The sequence below is a fragment of the Paractinoplanes polyasparticus genome (genome assembly GCF_019710575.1).
GTDB lineage: Bacteria > Actinomycetota > Actinomycetes > Mycobacteriales > Micromonosporaceae > Actinoplanes > Actinoplanes polyasparticus.
On record NZ_JAHWFK010000068.1, the window covers coordinates 1 to 18119 of the forward strand.

The window sequence follows — 18119 nt, forward strand, 5'->3', positions numbered from 1 at the left end:
ATCGGCAGGTAGGCCGCGCCCGCCTTGAGCACGCCCAGCAGGGCCGCCACCAGATCCGGGCCGCGGTCCATGACCACCGCGACGACCGACTCGGCGCCCACGCCGTAGCCGCGCAGCAGCCACGCCAGCTGGTTGGCCCGGGCGTCCAGTTGCGCGTACGTCAGCTCGACGCCGTCGGCTCGTATCGCCACCGCTTCCGGCGACGCCGCCGCGATCAGATCCAGGACCGTCCGGGCGGGAACCGGCGCCGCCGTGTCGTTCCACTCGGAGAGCACCTGAGCACGCTCGGCCGCGTCAAGCAGATCGATCGCCCGCAGCCGGGCGTGAGGCGTCGTTGTCACGATGTCCAGGACCCGCGCCAGGCCACCGGTGAGCCGTTCCACGGTCGAGCGGTCGAACAGGTCGGCCGAGCCGGTGAGGGAGCCGCGCAGCCCGGCCGGGCGGCCCCGCTCGTCGAAAACCTCGCCGATCATCAGGTCGATGTCGGTCTTCACCACCGCCGTGCCGTCGCCGGCCATCGCCAGCCCGCTGACCTGAACGTCGGGCAGCTCCATCACGGCCCGCTCGACGTTCTGCAGCGTCAGCACGACCTGACACAGCGGGTGCCGGGCCAGCGACCGCACCGGCGCCAGCTCCTCGACCAGCCGCTCGAACGGCACGTCCTGGTGGGCGAGGGCGCCCAGGGTCGTCTGCCGCACCCGCCCGAGCACCTCCCGGAACTCCGGGTCGCCGGACAGGTCGGTGCGGATGACCAGCGTGTTGACGAAGAAGCCGACCAGGTCGTTGAGCGCCTCATCGGTACGCCCGGCGTTGCCCGAGCCGATCGGGACGTCGGTGCCGGCGCCGTGCCGGGACAGCAACACCGCGACCGCGGCCTGCATCACCATGAAGACGGTGACGCCCTCGGCCCGGGCCAGCTCGATGAGCCGCCGGTGCAGCTCGGCCGGCATCTGCAGCGGCACCCGGTGCCCGCGGTGGCTCGCCTCGGCCGGGCGGGCCCGGTCCACCGGAAGGCTCAGCTCCTCGGGCGCGCCGGCCAGTTGCCGCCGCCAGTACGCGACCTGCTGCGACAGCCGGCTGTCCGGGTCGGCCTCGTCGCCGAGCAGTTCGCGCTGCCAGACCGCGTAGTCGGCGTACTGGACCGGGAGCGGCTCGAAGCGCGGCGCCTCGCCGCGGCTGCGTGCCGTGTAGGCGGCCGACAGGTCGCGGCCCAGCGCGGCGTTCGACCAGCCGTCGCTGGCGATGTGATGCATGACCAGCACCAGCACCTGCTCGTCCGGTCCGGTGCGGAACAGCCGGCCCTGCACCGGCACCTCGGCCGCCAGGTCGAACGCGTACTCCGCGGCCCGGGTCACCGCCTCGGCGAGGTCGGCGGGCGCCACCTCGGTGACCTGAAGGCGCCAGTCCAGCTCGGACGGCTCCAGGATCCGCTGGTACGGCTCGCCGTCCTCGACTGCGAAGACCGTGCGCAGCGGTTCGTGCCGCCCGATCACGTCGCGCAGCGCGGCGTCCATCGCGATCGGCTCCACCGTGCCGCCCAGCCGCACCACCAGCGGCGTGTTGTAGGTCGGGTTGGGACCTTCCAGCTGGGCCAGGAACCAGAGCCGGCGCTGCGCGAACGACAGCGGTGCGCGCTCCGGCCGGACCCCGGCCCGCAGCAGCGGCCGCACCGCGCCGGTCTCGGCGCCGGCCAGCCAGGCGGCCACGCCTGCCGGCGTGGGCGCCTCGAACAGCGTGCCCATCGGGAGTTCGGCGCCGAGCAGGGTCCGTACCCGCGACACCAGCTTGACGGCGAGCAGCGAGTGGCCGCCCAGGGCGAAGAAGCTGTCGTCGACACCCACCGCGTCGACACCGAGCACGTCGGCGAAGGCGGCGCACAGCAGTTCCTCCTGCACGGTCACCGGCGCGCGGCCGGTGCCGGTGTGGTCGACGGCGGGCAGGGCCTTGCGGTCGAGCTTGCCGTTGGGAGTCAGTGGGAGCTCGGGCAGCAGCACGAACGCCGAGGGAACCATGTAGTCGGGCAGCCGCGCCGCGGTCAGCTCACGCAACAGCTGCTCGGTGAGATCCTCGCCGACGACGTAGGCGATCAGGCGGTCGTCGCGGGCGATCACCGCAGCCTGATCGACCTCGGGGTGCGCGCGCAGGATCTGCTCGATCTCGCCCGGCTCGACCCGGAACCCACGGACCTTCACCTGCTCGTCCGCCCGGCCCAGGAACACCAACTGCCCGTCCGCCAGCCGCCGCACCCGATCGCCGGTCCGGTACATCCGCTCACCGGAGCCGAACGGGCACGCCACGAACCGCTCGCTCGTCAGGCCCGCACGGCCCACATAGCCTCGCGCCAGGGCGGCGCCGGCCACATACAGTTCGCCCGTGACGCCGACCGGGACCGGGCTCAAGGCCCCGTCCAGCACGAACAAGCGTGTGTTGGCGATCGGCGACCCGATCGGCACGGTGCCGTCGCCGGTCAGCTCGGCAGTTGCGACACCGACCGTGGTCTCGGTCGGGCCGTAGTGGTTGAAGACCCGACGGCCGTGCGCCGTGAGGTCGGCCACCCATTCCGGGGAGGCCGCCTCGCCACCCAGCACCAGCGACTCACTCGGCAACACCGCCTCGACACCCGCCACCGACGACAACGCCATCAGGTGCGACGGCACCGCCTTCACGAAATCGATCTGCCGCTCGGCCAGATACGCGGCCACCGCAGCGGGATCGGTCACCGCCGCCTCGCCAAGAATGTGCAGCTGGCCGCCGGTGGCCAGGCTGACGAACACCACCGTGTTACCCAGATCGGTCACCTGCGGCTGCAACAGCCCGTACCGGCGGCCCGTACCGGACCAGCCGAACCGCTCGGACACCGAAGCCACATAGTTGGCCAGCGAGCCGTGCGTGACCGCCACACCCTTCGGCGTGCCGGTCGAACCCGAGGTGTAGATGACATACGCGACCTGCCGCGGATCGAGGCGCACCTCCGGCGCAGACTCCGGATACACAGCCACCGACGGATCATCGAGCGCCACCAACGGCACCCGGCCCATCGGCAGATCGTCAAGCACCTCCGACAAACCCAACAACACCGTCGCCCGGCTGTCGTTCAAAACAAAAGCGATCCGATCGACCGGCAGCTTCGCATCGATCGGCAGATAAGCCGCACCGGCCTTCCACACACCCAGAATCGCCGTGATCATGTCCGCGCCACGGGGCAGGCACAAACCCACCACCGACTCCACGCCGACACCCTGACCACGCAGATAATGGGCGATCCGATTCGCCCGCGCGTCCAGTTGCGCGTACGTCACCGATTCGCCGTCGGCCACCAGCGCAACCTCCGCCGAGGTCGCCTGCCGCTCGAACAGCTCCAGCACCGACGCCCCGGCAACCGCGGCCGCCGTGTCGTTCCAGCCGCTGAGGATCTGCGCCCGCTCCCGCGCGTCGAGGACGTCGACCTCGCGCAGCCGGGCCTGCGGCGCCGCCGTCACCGCGGCCAGCACCCGCGCCAGGCCGGCAGTCATGCGCTCGACCGTCGCCCGGTCGAACAGGTCGACCGAGCCGGTGACCACGCCGGTCAGCCCGGCCGGGCGGCCCTGCTCGTCGAACAGCTCGACAGCGGCCACGTACAAGTCGAACTTGACAGAAACCGAATCCTCGGTCTGCTGGCCCGCGGCCCACGAGACCTCGTGCACGCCGGGCAGTTCCAGCATCGCCTGCTCGTTGTTCTGGAACGTCAGCATCACCTGGAACAGCGGGTGCCGGGCCAGCGACCGCACCGGCGCCAGCTCCTCGACCAGCCGCTCGAACGGCACGTCCTGGTGCGCGAGCGCCTCCAGGCTCGTCTCCCGCACCCGCCGCAGCACGTGGCGGAACTCCGGGTCGCCGGACAGATCCGTGCGGATCACGAGGCTGTTGACGAAGAACCCGACCAGATCGTTCAGGCCCTCATCGGTGCGGCCGGCGACCGCCGAGCCGATCGGGATGTCGGTGCCCGCACCGAACCGCGACAGGGTGACCGCCAGCGCGGCCTGCAACACCATGAACGTGGTGACGCCCTCAGCCCGGGCCAGCTCGACCAGCCGCCGGTGCACCTCGGCCGGCACGTTCACCGGCACCCGGTGTCCACGATGGCTCGACACCGCCGGGCGGGGCCGGTCCACCGGCAGGCCCAGTTCCTCGGGCGCGCCGGCCAGGGCCTGCCGCCAGTAGCCGACCTGCCGCGACAGCAGGCTGTCGGGATCGTGGTCCGCGCCCAGCAGTTCGCGCTGCCACAGGGCGTAGTCGGCGTACTGCACCGGCAGCGGCTCGAAGGACGGCGCCTCGCCGCGCAGCCGGGCCGCGTAGGCCGCCGACAGGTCGCGCATCAGCGGGCCGTGCGACCAGCCGTCGCAGGCGGTGTGGTGGACCAGCAGGGCCAGCGTCTGTTCGTCACCCCCGCGGCGGAACAGCCAGGCCCGGATCGGCAGGTCGGCCGACAGGTCGAAGACTTCCTCGTTGATGCGGCCGAGTGCCTGGTCGAGCTCCCCGTCGTCCAGCCGGCGCACCTCGAGCCGCCAGTCGAGGCCGGCCGGGTCCAGCACGAGCTGATGCGGCTCGTCGTGCGCCGCGGGCAGGACGGTGCGCAGCGACTCGTGCCGGGTGATCACGTCACGGAGTGCGGCGTCCAGCGCGCCCTCGTCGACTTCGCCGCGCAATGTCAGGGCGATGACGCTGTTGTATGTCGAACTCGGACCTTCGAGCTGGTCCAGGAACCACAACCGGCGCTGCCCGAACGACAAGGGAATCATCAGTGCGTCTCCTCATGCATCCGACCGCTCCGGGCCGATAGCGATCCGAATTCCGCGTCTTCACCGGCGCTGTCGCAGCCGTCATTGCTCGCCGATTACCGGCGTACCGAAAAGGGTTTGGATCCGAGCGAAATCAACCAGGAGCCCCGGGACCGGTCACCGAGATTCCAGCCGATCCGGCGTTACCGGACAAGGCCGGAGGTCGAACAGGGCGTGACCTGCCGTCCAACCGGCTCGGAGGCACGGTTGAACAGTCCCGCGGAGGTCACCAGGACACGTGCAGGTGCGCCGGCCCGCGGGTGAGCAGACCGTCCTTCCACTGCACGGCCGGGGCGCCGCCGGCCAGGCGTAGCCCCGGGAAGCGGCGCAGCAGGCGTTCCACCGCGATCCGCACCTGCAGCTGGGCCAGCGGGGCGCCGGGACAGCGGTGCGGGCCGTGGCCAAAGGTGAGATGCGGGGCGGGGCGCCGGTCCGGCCCCGCGGGGAACACCCGCCCGTCCCGGTTGGCGTCGAACAGGGAGACCAGCACGCCCTCGCCGGCCCGCACGGTGACGTCGCCCAGCTCGACCGTCTCCACGGCGACCCGCGGGAAGCTCAGCGGGGTGGACGGGTTGAGCCGCAGCAGCTCCTCGACCGCGGCCGCCGGGCGTTCGAGGAAGCCGTCGCGGCGGGCCGGCTCGGCCAGCAGCGACAGCACGGCCAGCCCGATCTGGCCGATCGTGGTCTCGTATCCGGCCATCAACAGGCTCAGGCCCATGGTCACCAGTTCGGTCAGCGACAGCTCGCCACCGTCGTGGCGTTCGATCAGCGCGGTGAGTAGGTCGGCGCCGGGCTCCCGGCGCTTGCGCTCGACCAGGCCGGCCATGTAGCGGGCCAGTTCGACGCGGTGGCGGACCTTCTGCTGCGGGGTGCTGGCGGAGACGTCGAACAGCACGCCGACCCAGGTGCCGAACCGGAGGCTGTCCGCGTGCGGCACGCCCATCAGCGTGCACAGCACCGCCAGCGGCAGTGGCACGGCCAGCCGGTCCATCACGTCGGCGCCGGGGCCGGCCGCCTCGAGGTCGTCCAGGTGCCGGTCGACGAGCCGCTCGATGCCGGGCGCCATGGCCGCGACCCGGCCGGACGTGAAGGTGCCGGTGATGATCCGCCGCAGCCGGGCGTGCTCCGAGCCGTCCATGCTCATCATCGAGGCGGGCACGGGCTGCGCGTCGTTGAACCGGGGCGCGTGCGGGGCGACCGCCTCGGCCCGGCTGAACCGGGCGTCGGTCAGCACGAGACGGGCGAGCGCGTAGTCGCGGACGAGCCACATCCGGTCGCCCATCGGCGTCACGATCGGCACGGTCGCGCCGCCGTCCCGCCCCAGGTGGTCCGGAAGCGGACCGATGTCGTCGAGGCCGAGCTGAGTCATCGGCTTCCCTCTCCGGTGGGCCGAACGAACTGCCCCCGGGCGCGGTGCGCGGCGGGGGCAGACGTACGGGTCGGTGGGCCTACTGTGCCTTCATCGCCTCGACGAGGCTCTTGGGCCGCAGGTCGGTCCACGACTTCTCGATGTATTCGAGGCAGTCGTCGCGCGACGCCTCTCCGAATACCGACGTCCAGCCCTCCGGAACGTCGATGAAGACGGGCCACAGCGAATGCTGTCCCTCGTCGTTGACCAGAACCAGATAGCTCGCATCGGGATCTTCGAACGGGTTCGGCACCGGACCATCCTTATCTATCGGCAATAAGGGAGACCCAGGAATGCAATGACTGGGCTGGACTCACTATGACCGGCGCCGGGCCCATCGACAAAGCAGTGTCCAGGTACAACCGTGCGTGCGAATGGAACAGAAACAGGGACCGTCCCAGCTGGGACGGTCCCTGTTTCTGTTCGATTCGTCAGACTCCGGACGTGCGGCCGGCCAGGTGGGCGGTGAACTCCGTCGCGGTGGGGTGATCCCAGAGGGCGTTGGGATCGACGTCGAACCCGACCCGTTTTTCCACGGCGACGAGGACGGCGGCCGCGGTCAGCGAGTCCAGGCCGTAATTGACCATCGGCTCGTCCGGGTCGATCCGGCCGCCCGGCACCCGCAGTTCCACGGCGAGATGGGCGCACAGCCACTGGCAGAGCTCGGTGCGAGCGATGTCGGTGAGGGGTGTGGACATGGGCACTCCTTGGGCGGCGGTCATGCCATCGACGGTGAACGGTCGTCGGCCGGCGGATCCTGGAAGATGGGGCTCAACCGGCCGGTGCGGAACAGCTCGGACATGGCGGCCCGTTGCACCTTGCCGCTCGTCGTGCGCCGGACCGTCCCGGGGCGCAGCAGCGCGACCACGGCCACCCGGACGCCGAATTCCCGCGTGACGGTCAGCCGCAGCTCACCGGCGAGCGACGACCACCTCTCCGGCGGCAGCTTGCCGATCTCGTGGGTCACCACGACGGCCTGGGTGGCGACCCCGTCGGCCTCGCCCGGAACGGCGAAGACGGCGCCGACCCGGCCCAGCTCGGGGTGGTGGATCCGCAACTCCTGCTCCATGTCGTGCGGGTAGAGGTTACGGCCGTGCACGATGAGCATGTCCTTGAGCCGGCCCTGCACGTACAGCTCGCCCTCGTACATCGCGCCGAGGTCGCCGGTGCGCAGGAACCCGCCCTCCCCGCCGGCGGTTGTGGCGTCGAACAGGTGAGCCTGATCGTCCCGGCGCCAGTACCCGTCGCAGACGACCGGGCCGCGCAGCCAGATCTCGCCGAGCCGTCCGTCCTCGACGGGCTCCCGGCTCGCCGGGTCGACCACCCGGATCTCGCAGGCCCGGGTGGGCGGCCCGCAGCTGACCACGTCGCGGGTCTCGCCCGGCCCGCCCTCGGCGAACCGGCCCTCGGCGAGCTGCCCGATGTTGATCCGGCGGACGACTGCCGACCGGCCGGACGTTCCGCTGACGTACGCGGTGGCTTCGGCCAGCCCGTAGGCGGGGGCGAAGGACTCGGCCCGGAAGCCGGCCGGGGCGAACTTGGCGGCGAACCGGTCGAGCACCGTCCGGTCCACCGGTTCCGAGGCGTTGCCCGCGATGCGCCAGCCCGACAGGTCGAGGCTCGCGACCTCCTCGTCGGAGATCCGGTTGACACACAGGTCGTAGGCGAAGCTGGGGGCGAACGCGACGTTGATCCCGTGCGCGTCCATGGCTCGCAGCCATCGCACCGGGCTACGGATGAAGGCGGACGGCGTCATCATCACCGTCGTCCCGCCGCGCAGGATTGCGGCCAGCAGCATCGTGACCAGTCCCATGTCGTGGTAGAGCGGAAGCCACCCGCCGACCCGCAGGGAAGCGGTCCAGCCGACGTCGGCGGTGAGCGCGTCCAGGTTGTGCAGCATGTTGCCGTGCCGCACCACGACACCCTTGGGGTCGCCGGTGGAGCCGGATGTGTACTGCAGCAACGCGATCGTGTCGCGGGTCAGCGGAACCGGCCGCCAGGCCTGCGGGTCGCCGAACCCCGGGGTGCCGTTCGCCGCGACGAGGACCCCGTCGAGGCCTGTCTCCTCCGCCCACTTGAGCACCTCGGGCAGGTCGGCGGCGTCGGTGAGCACGGCGGCGGCGTCGGCGCTGCCGGCCACCGTCGCGATGCGGCTGCGCTGGTGCCGCTGCCGGCCGGGTTGCGGGGCGGGCACGGCGATCATCCCGGCGTACAGGCAGCCGAAGTAGGCCGCGACCCACTCGATGCCGTTGGGGTGCAGCAGCAGCACGCGGGACCCCTCCGGCAGGCGTTCCTGCAACCAGGCCGCGCACGCGCGGGCCTGCCGGTCGAGCTCCTCGAAGGTGCAGCGGACCGCTCCGCCGTACACGTCGTCGGGATCGGCGAGAAAGACGAGCGCCTCGGCTCCGGGGCGGGTCGCGGCGTGCTGGCGCATCAGGGTGACCAGGTCCGGAGCATCCTCCAGGTCATAAAGCATGCGATTCCTCCGTAGCGGATCGGTCGGGTCAGGATCGGGGCATCGGGCGCAGCGCCGGCCGGCTCGGCTTCTCGGTGCGGGGCCGTTCGGCCAGCGAGGCCGCCAGCCCCTCGGGGGTGGGCACCTCGAACAGCGTCCGGATCTCGATCTCGGCGCCCAGCACCGTGCGGATCCGGGAGACCAGGCGGGCCGCGAGCAGCGAATGGCCGCCCAGGTCGAAGAAGCTGTCCTCGACACCGACCGTCTCCAGCCCGAGCACCTCGGCGAACGCCGCGCACAGCAGCTCCTCCGGCACGGTGGCCGGGGCCCGGCCGGTGCCGCCGGTCTGCTCCGGCGCGGGCAGGGCCTTGCGGTCGAGCTTGCCGTTCGGGGTGAGCGGCAGTTCCGGCAGCACGACGAAGGCCGACGGCACCATGTAGTCCGGCAGGCGGGCCGCCGCCGGCTTGCGCAGCTCCTCGGCCGTGACGTCGTCACCGACCACGTACGCGACCAGGCGGTCCTCCCTGACGATCACCGCGGCCTGCCGCACGCCCGGATGGGCCAGCAGCACCTGCTCGATCTCGCCCGGCTCGACCCGGAACCCGCGCACCTTCACCTGATCGTCGACCCGCCCGGCGAAGACGAGCCGTCCGTCCTCGGTCCACCGGGCCAGGTCGCCGGTGCGGTACATCCGCTCGCCGTCGCCGAACGGGCACGCCACGAACCGTTCGCCGGTCAGCCCGGCCCGGCCGACGTAGCCGCGGGCCAGACCCGCTCCCGCGACGTAGAGCTCGCCGGGCACGCCCACCGGCACCGGGCTCAGGGTGTCATCGAGCACGTAGGCGCGGCAGTTCGCGATCGGCGTGCCGATCACCGGCACGTCGCCGGCCGACAAGGGCTGCGACATCGACGCGCACACCGTCACCTCGGTCGGCCCGTACGCGTTGATCAGTCGCCGCCCCGCGGCCCATCGGTCCAGCAGCGCCGGGTCGAGCGCCTCGCCGGCCGACACGATCGTGCCCACCGGCACCGCCGCCGGGTCCAGCACGGCCAGCACGGCCGGTGGCAAGGTCACATGCGTCACCCGGTGCCGGTCCAGGAGTTCCACCAGCCCGCCGCCGGGCTGCAACTGCGATCCCCCCGCGGTCACCAGCGTGGCGCCGGACAGCAACGTCATCAGCACTTCCGAGGTCGCGGCGTCGAAGCCGATCGACGCGAACTGCAGCACCCGCGACTCCGGGCGCACCCCGAACCGTTCGATCTGCGCCGCCGCCAGATTCACCGCGCCCGCGTGGGTCAGCGCGACGCCCTTCGGCGTACCGGTCGACCCCGACGTGTAGATCACGTAGGCCAGGCCCTCCGGGTCGAGCCGCGTCGACGGTGCGGTCTCCGGCTGCGCGGCCACCGCCGGATCGTCGACCGCGACCATCGGCACCCGGCCCACCGGCAGATCGTCGAGCACGTCGGCCCCGCCGAGCACCACGGCCGCGCGGCTGTCGGCCAGCATGAACGCGATCCGCTCGACCGGGTAGGCCGGATCGATCGGCAGGTACGCCGCGCCGGCCTTGAGCACGCCCAGCAGCGCAGCCACGAAGTCCGGGCCGCGGTCCATGACCACCGCGACGACCGACTCGGCGCCGACGCCGTGCCCGCGCAGCAGCCACGCCAGCCGGTTGGCCCGGGCGTCCAGTTGCGCGTACGTCAGCTCGACACCGTCGGCCCGCACCGCAACAGCCCCAGGCGGCGCCGCCGCGAACCGGTCCAGGATCGTGCTCGGGGGAACCGGCGACGCGGTGTCGTTCCACGTGTCGAGGATCGCCGTCCGCTCGGCCGGATCGAGCAGGTCGATCGACCGCAGCCGCACCTGCGGCTCCGCCGTCACGATGTCGAGCACCCGCACCAGTCCCCGCGTGAACCGCTCCACCGTCGAGCGGTCGAACAGATCGGCTGAACCGGTCAGGAAGCCGCGCAGCCCGGCCGGGCGGCCCTGCCCGTCGAAGACCTCGCCGACCATCAGGTCGACGTCGGTGCGCACCACGGCCGTGCCGTCGCCGGCCACCGTGCCGTCGCCGGACCGCACGCCGGGCAGGTCCAGCGCCGCCTGCTCGACGTTGTGCAGGGTCAGCACGACCTGGCAGAGCGGATGCCGGGCCAGCGACCGCACCGGCGCCAGCTCCTCGACCAGCCGCTCGAACGGCACGTCCTGGTTGCTCAGCGCGCCCAGCGCCCGCTCCCGCACCTGGCCGAGGACCCGGCGGAACTCGGGGTCCCCCGACAGATCCGTGCGGATGACCAGGGTGTTGACGAAGAAGCCGACCACGTCGTTGAGCGCCTCATCGGTGCGCCCGGCGTTGCCCGAGCCGATTGGGATGTCGGTGCCCGCGCCCAGCCGGGACAGCAGCACCGCCACCGCGGCCTGCAACGCCATGAAGACGGTCACCCCCTCGGCCCGGGCCAGCCGCACCAGCCGCTGATGCAGCTCGGCCGGCACGTCCAACGGCACGCTGTGCCCGCGGTGCGAGGCGACCGCCGGGCGCGGCCGGTCCAGCGGGAGGCTCAGCTCCTCCGGCACGCCCGCCAGCACCTCGCGCCAGTAGCCGATCTGCCGCGACAGGCGGCTCTCCGGGTCGTCCTCGGCGCCCAGCAGCTCCCGCTGCCACAACGCGTAGTCGGCGTACTGCACCGGCAGCGGCGCGAAAGACGGCGCCTCGCCGCGCAGCCGGGCCGCGTACGCCGCCGACAGGTCGCGGCCCAGCGCGGCGTGCGACCAGCCGTCGCTGGCGATGTGGTGCAGCACGAGGTGCAGGACGCACTCGTCGGGGCCGGTGCGGAACAGCGACGCCCGGATCGGCGGCTCGCCGGCCAGGTCGAAGACGTGCCCGGAGGCCTCGGCGACCGCGGCGGCCAGATCGCCGGCCTCCACATCGGTCAGCCGCATGCGCCAGTCGAGCTCGCCGGGATCGAGAATTCGTTGGTACGGCTCGCCGTCGACCGTCGGGAAGACGGTGCGCAGCGACTCGTGCCGCTCCACCAGATCACGCAGCGCGGCGCCCAGAGCGTCCACGTTCAGGGCGCCCGACAGGTTCACCACGATCGACCCGTTGTAGGTGGCGCTGCGCCCCTCCACCTGGCCCAGGAACCACAACCGGCGCTGCCCGAACGACAGCGGCACCCGCTGCGGGCGCACGCCCGCGCGCAGCACCGGCCGGGCGGTCCCCTCGGCGCCGAGCCGGCCGGCCAGCGCGGCCGGGGTGGGATTGTCGAAGAGCAGCCGGATGTCGAGGTCCGCGCCGAGCGTGGCGCGGATGCGGGAGACCAGCCGGACGGCCAGCAGCGAATGCCCACCGAGGTCGAAGAAGTCGTCGTCCACGCCGGCCGAGTCCAGCCCCAGCACGTCGGCGAACGCGTCGCAGAGCAACTGTTCCCCGGCGGTGGCCGCGGCCCGCCCGGTTCCGGCGCCGGCGACGAGATCCGGGGCCGGCAGCGCCCGGCGGTCCAGCTTCCCGTTCGCGGTCAGCGGCAGGCCCGGGAGCGTGACGACGACGGCGGGCACCATGTAGTCGGGCAGCCGCTCGGCGGCGTATCCCTTCAGCGGAGCCGACAGGTCGGTGCCGCCCTCCCCCGGTACGACGTACGCGATCAGGCGACCGTCCCGCACGACCACCGCGGCCCGATCGACCAGCGGATGCGAGAGCAGCACGGCCTCGATCTCGCCGGGCTCGACTCGGAAACCACGCACCTTGACCTGGTCGTCGGCGCGCCCGGCGAACACCAGTCGACCGTCGGCGGTCCAGCGGGCCAGGTCGCCGGTGCGGTACATGCGCTCCCCGGCGCCGTACGGGCAGGCCACGAACCGCCGGGCGGTCAGCGACGGCTGGTTGACGTAGCCCCGCGCGACCTGGGCACCGGCCACGTAGAGTTCGCCGACCACGCCGGCCGGAACCGGCTCCAGCGCGTCGTCCAGCACGTACAGCCGGGTGTTGGCGAGCGGGCGGCCGATCGGCACCACTCCCCCGGTCGGCGGCGACAGCTCGGTGGTGGCCACGCCGACGGTGGTCTCGGTCGGGCCGTAGTGGTTGAAGACCCGGCACCGGCCGGCCGCGAGCTCGTCGACCCAGCCGGCGTCGGCCGCCTCACCGCCGAGCACCAGCGAGTGCGCCGGGCGCAGCCGGTCGACGCCGGCCGTCGAGAGCGCCATCGCGTGCGACGGCACCACCTTCACCGCGTCGATGCGCTCACGTTCCAGATAGGACGCGACCGCTTCGGCGTCCACCGCGGCCGCCGGGTCCAGCACGTGCAGCTGGCCGCCGGTGGCCAGGGCCGCGTACACCACGGTGTTCGCGAGGTCGGTCACCTGTGGTTGCAGCAACGCGTAACGCATGCCCGGCCGGTTCCAGCCGAGCCGCTGCGTCACCGACGCCACATAGTTGGTCAGCGAGCCGTGGGTCACGGCCACGCCCTTGGGCGTGCCGGTCGAACCCGAGGTGTAGATGACGTACGCGACCTGTCGCGGATCGAGGCGCACCTCCGGCGCAGACTCCGGATACACAGCCACCGACGGGTCGTCGAGGGCGACCAGCGGAACCCGGCCCATCGGCAGATCGTCGAGCACCTCCGACAAACCCAACAACATCGTCGCCCGGCTGTCGTTGAGAACAAAGGCGATCCGATCGACCGGCAGCTTCGCATCGATCGGCAGATAGGCCGCACCGGCCTTCCACACACCCAGAATCGCCGTGATCATGTCGGCCCCGCGAGGCAGGCACAAACCCACCACCGACTCGACACCCACACCCTGGCCACGCAGATAGTGCGCGACCCGGTTCGCCCGGGCATCGAGTTGGGCGTACGTCAGCTCGACCCCGTCAGCCACCAGCGCGACGGCGTCCGAGTCCGCCTGCCGCTCGAACAGCTCCAGCACCGACGCCTCGTCGACCGGAGCCGCCGTGTCGTTCCAGGCGTGCAACACCAGATCCCGCTCGTCGGCCTCCAGCACGCGCACGTCGTGCAGCCGTACGTCCGGGGTGGCGGTGACCGTCTCGAGGACCCGGACGAGCCACCCGGTGATCCGCTCGGCCGTCGGCGCGTCGAACAGGTCGGCCGACGCGGTGACGACACCGCGCAGCCCGGCGGGCCGTCCCTGGTCGTCGAACACCTCACCGACGAGCACGTCCAGGTCGAACTTCGCCGTCGGCCGGCCCGGATAGAGCGACCGCACCCGCACACCGGGCAGCTCGATCCCCTCCCCGGTATCGTTCGCGGACACCGGGTTGAGGATGGTCAGCACGACCTGGAACAGCGGGTGCCGGGCCAGCGACCGCACCGGCGCCAGCTCCTCGACCAGCCGCTCGAACGGCACGTCCTGATGGGCCAGCGCACCCAGGCCGGCCTCCCGCACCCGTTCCAGGACAGTGCGGAACTGCGGGTCACCGGACAGGTCCGTACGGATCACGAGGGTGTTGACGAAGCATCCGACGAGCTCGTCGAGGGCCGCGTCGGTGCGGCCGGCCACCGCCGAGCCGATCGGGACGTCCACGCCGCCGCCGAGCCGCGACAGCAGCACCGCGACCGCCGCCTGCAACGCCATGAAGACGGTGACGCCCTCGGCCCGGGCCAGCTCGGCCAGCCGCCGATGCACCTCGGAGGGCACCCGGAGCGGCACGCTGTGCCCGCGGTGCGATCCGGTCGCCGGGCGCGGCCGGTCCGCCGGCAGCCGCAACTCCTCGGGCGCGCCGGCCAGGGCCGAACGCCAGTAGCCGAGCTGCTTCGACTGCAGGCTGCCGGGGTCGTCGCCGTCGCCCAGCAGACGCCGCTGCCAGACCGCGTAGTCGGCGTACTGGACCGGCAGCGGGTCCCAGCCGGGCGCCTCGCCGCGCCGCCGGGCGGCGTACGCCCGGTTCAGGTCGTGGCTCAGCGGGCCCATCGACCACCCGTCGGCGGCGATGTGGTGCAGAACGAGAACCAGGACGCACTCGCCGGCGTCGGTGCGGAACAGCCATGCCCGGGCCGGCGCCTCCACCGCGACGTCGAAGGCGTAGCGCGAGGCCCGCTCGACCGCGCCGGTGAGCTCACCATCGGGCACCCACACCTCGTGCAGCTGCCAGTCGAGCTCGTCCAGGCCAAGGATCCGCTGGTAGGGCTCGCCGTCGACCGACGGGAAGACGGTGCGCAACGACTCGTGCCGCTCCACCACGTCGCGCAGCGCCGCGCCCAGCGCGCCGGCGTCGAGCCCGTCGGAGAGACTCACCACCACCGGCGCGTTGTACGTCGCGCTCGGCCCCTCCAGCTGACCCAGGAACCACAGGCGGCGCTGCCCGAACGACAGCGGCACCCGCTCCGGTCGCGGGCCGGCGACCGGGACCGGACGGGTGACGTCCCCACCGGTGATGCTCCCGGCGAGGTTGGCGACGGTCGGCGCGTCGAAGACGGCACGCATCGGCAGGTCGACGCCGAAGATCGCGCGGACCCGCCCGATCAGCTTCGTGGCCAGCAGCGAGTGGCCGCCCAGGTCGAAGAAGTCGTCGTCCACGCCGACCGAGTCCAGCCCCAGCACGTCGGCGAACGCGTCGCACAGCAGCAGCTCCTGCGCGGTGGCCGGGGCGCGGCCGGACCCGGCGCCCGAGACGAGATCCGGCGCGGGCAGCGCCCGGCGGTCCAGCTTTCCGTTGGCGTTCAACGGAAGGGCGTCCAGCACCACCACCGCGGCCGGCACCATGTGGCTCGGCAGCCGTTCGGCGACGTGGTCGCGGATCCGGTCCACCGGCGCACCGTCGCCGGCCGGCACGACGTACGCGATCAGTCGCTCGTCCAGCGCGATCACCGCCGCGCGGGCCACCGCCGGGTGGGTGGTCAGCACCGCCTCGACCTCGCCCGGCTCGACCCGGAAACCGCGCACCTTCAGTTGGTCGTCGGCGCGACCGGCGAACATCAGCCGGCCGTCGGCGGTCCAGCGGGCCAGGTCGCCGGTGCGGTACATGCGCTCGCCCGTGCCGTACGGGCAGGCCACGAAGCGCTGACCGGTGAGGCCCGGGCGGCCCACGTAGCCCCGGGCCACCTGGGCGCCGGACACGTAGAGCTCTCCGACCGCCCCGGCCGGGACCGGGGACAGCACGTCGTCCAGGACGAAGGCGCGGGTGTTCACGACCGGCCCGCCGATCACCGGCTCGTCGTCCACGGTCAGCGGCGGCGACATGGTCGCACACACGGTCGTCTCGGTCGGCCCGTACGCGTTGATCAGCCGCCGGCCGGGCGACCAGCGGGCCACCAGCCCGCGGTCCATCGCCTCGCCCGCGGACACGAGCGTGCGTACCGGCGCCAGCGTGGCCGGGTCGGACGCGGCGAGCACCGCCGGGGGCAGCGTCGCGTGCGACACCTCGAACCGGCGCACCACGCCGGCCAGGCCCTCGCCGTCCTGCAGACCGCCGGGACCGGTCACCACCAGCGCGGCACCCGAGCACCAGGCCATCACCAGTTCCCACACGGCCGCGTCGAAGCCGGCCGACGCGAACTGCAGAACCCGGTCGCCCGGGCCCACACCGAGGCCCTTCGCCTGCGCGGCCACCAGGTTGACCGCGCCCTGGTGGGTGACGGCCACCCCCTTGGGCGTGCCGGTCGAACCCGACGTATAGATCACGTACGCGAGTTGCCCCGGACGGATCGGCACTCCCGGCGCGTGCACCGGACCGTCCACATCGGCCACGTCGACGGTGAGGACGCCGGTCAGCGGCAGGTCGTCGAGAACCCCGCCGGAGCCGAGCACGACGATGGCCCGGCTGTCGGCAATCATGAAGGCGATCCGTTCGGCCGGCTGGGCCACGTCGATCGGCAGGTAGGCGGCGCCCGACTTCAGCACCGCCAGCAGCGACACCACCGGGTCGACCCCGCGCGGCATCGCCACGGCCACCAGCGATTCGGCGCCCACGCCGAGCCGGCGCAGGTGCCACGCCACCCGGTTCGCCCGCTCGTCGAGCTGGGCGTAGGTCATCGATACGCCGTCGGCCAGCAGCGCCACCGCCCCGGGGGCGGCCGCGACCTGCCGGTCGAACAGCTCCACCAGGTTGCTGCCGGCGGTCTCAGCCGGGTTGTCGTTCCAGGCGACGAGCATGCGGTGGCGTTCGCCGGGGCTCAGCAGGCTGATCCGCCCCACCGTGGAGCCGGGCGAGACGACGGCCTCCAGCACCCGCAGGAACCGCTCGGCGGTCTCCGCGGCCACCGCGCTGTCGTGGAGGCGCGGGTTCACGTCGACGTCCACCTCGAGCTCGCCGGTGCCGGCACGGTCGTAGACGTCGATCGCGATGTCGTCGACCGGCCCGCCGGTGAGGCTGTGGGCGGTGGAGACGCAGTCGCCGAACCGTATCGGGCGGGCGAACGTCATGACGTCGACCTTCACGGCGTACAGCGGCACCCCGCCCGGCAGATCCAGGTCCCGCAGCAGTTCCTCGTACCGGTAGCGCTGGTGGGGCAGGTCGGAGCGGACGGCCCGGGTGGTCTGCGCGACCAGGTCGGCGATCGAGGTGTGCGGCCGCACGTCGAGCCGCAGCGGCATCAGGTTGGTGGTCTCGCCGACGGCGCGCAGCTCCCGCATCCCGATGCGTCCCACTGTGGGAACGCCGAGGACGACATCGCGTACGCCGGTGAGGCGGTGTTGATGGATCGCCGCCGCAGCCAGGACGAGCCCGGCGAGATTGGTGCCGTAGCGGGCGGCGGCGTCCCGGAGGCCGGAGGCCACGGCCGGATCGACCGTGCGGGAGTGCCGTACGGGCCGGACGGGACTCCAGGCCGCGGGGCGCCCGGCGCCGGCCGCGTCCGGCCGGTCGGCCAGCCGGTCGATCCAGTACCGCCGGTCCCGGTCGCGGGCCTCCGACGTCCGGTACGCCCGGTCGGCCGCCAGCAGGACGGACAGGGGCTCCAGCGCCGGGCCGGCCGGGTCGTTCCCAGCGGCCAGCGCCGTGTAGTGCTCGGCGACCCGGGCGCTGAACAGCACGCCGCTGTAGCCGTCCACCGCGAGGTGGTGATAGCGCTGATACCAGAAGTGCCGCCGACGTCCCAGCACGAGGACGGCCTGTGCGGAGACCGGATCCCGGAGCAGGTCGACCGCATGGGCCGCGTCCTCGCGCATCCACTGCCCGGCGGCCGCCGCCGGATCGGGCTCGCCGCTGACGTCGACGATCTCGACCTGGTCGAGGCCGTCGACGACGTACTGCTCCGGCTCACCGCCGGCCGACCGGAACCGCAGGCGGTACGCCGGAGCCTCGGCCAGCGCCCGCCGGATCGCCCGGACGAGCAGTTCCGGGTCGAGGTCGCCGCGGATGTCGTGGTACTCGCTGATGGTGAACGCGACGCTCTCCGGTGCGAGCTGCTGCGCGTTCCAGACACCGAGCTGGCCGGCCATCAGCCCGTCGGATGCGGCTTCGATTGCGGCCATGCTGTCCTTCCCTCG

The 18119-nt window shown here is 72.7% G+C and carries 6 protein-coding genes; all 6 read right to left on the bottom strand.

Translation table 11 applies throughout. The features are described 5' to 3' along the window. On the bottom strand, window positions 1–4778 hold a 4778-nt coding region (locus KXC43_RS47120), incomplete at its 3' end, for a non-ribosomal peptide synthetase (RefSeq protein ID WP_221382828.1). Between the two features lie 265 nt (window positions 4779–5043). Beyond that, window positions 5044–6186 carry a cytochrome P450 gene (locus KXC43_RS47125; protein WP_221382829.1) on the bottom strand — a complete coding sequence of 381 codons (1143 nt, stop codon included), beginning with the start codon at window positions 6184–6186 and terminating at the stop codon, window positions 5044–5046. 79 nt (window positions 6187–6265) lie between these two features. Next, entirely contained in the window at window positions 6266–6478 is a 213-nt protein-coding gene (locus KXC43_RS47130) for an MbtH family protein (protein ID WP_221382830.1), read from the bottom strand. A gap of 178 nt (window positions 6479–6656) precedes the next feature. Further along, complete coding sequence (locus KXC43_RS47135) at window positions 6657–6923, bottom strand: acyl carrier protein (RefSeq protein WP_221382831.1); 267 nt, start codon at window positions 6921–6923, stop codon at window positions 6657–6659. A gap of 20 nt (window positions 6924–6943) precedes the next feature. Further along, the gene (locus KXC43_RS47140) at window positions 6944–8701 is read right to left on the bottom strand and encodes a fatty acyl-AMP ligase (protein WP_221382832.1); all 1758 of its coding nucleotides are present in this window, start codon (window positions 8699–8701) and stop codon (window positions 6944–6946) included. A 28-nt stretch (window positions 8702–8729) separates the two neighbouring features. Then, window positions 8730–18104 carry a non-ribosomal peptide synthetase gene (locus tag KXC43_RS47145; RefSeq protein WP_221382833.1) on the bottom strand — a complete coding sequence of 3125 codons (9375 nt, stop codon included), beginning with the start codon at window positions 18102–18104 and terminating at the stop codon, window positions 8730–8732. Between the last annotated feature and the right edge of the window lie 15 nt (window positions 18105–18119).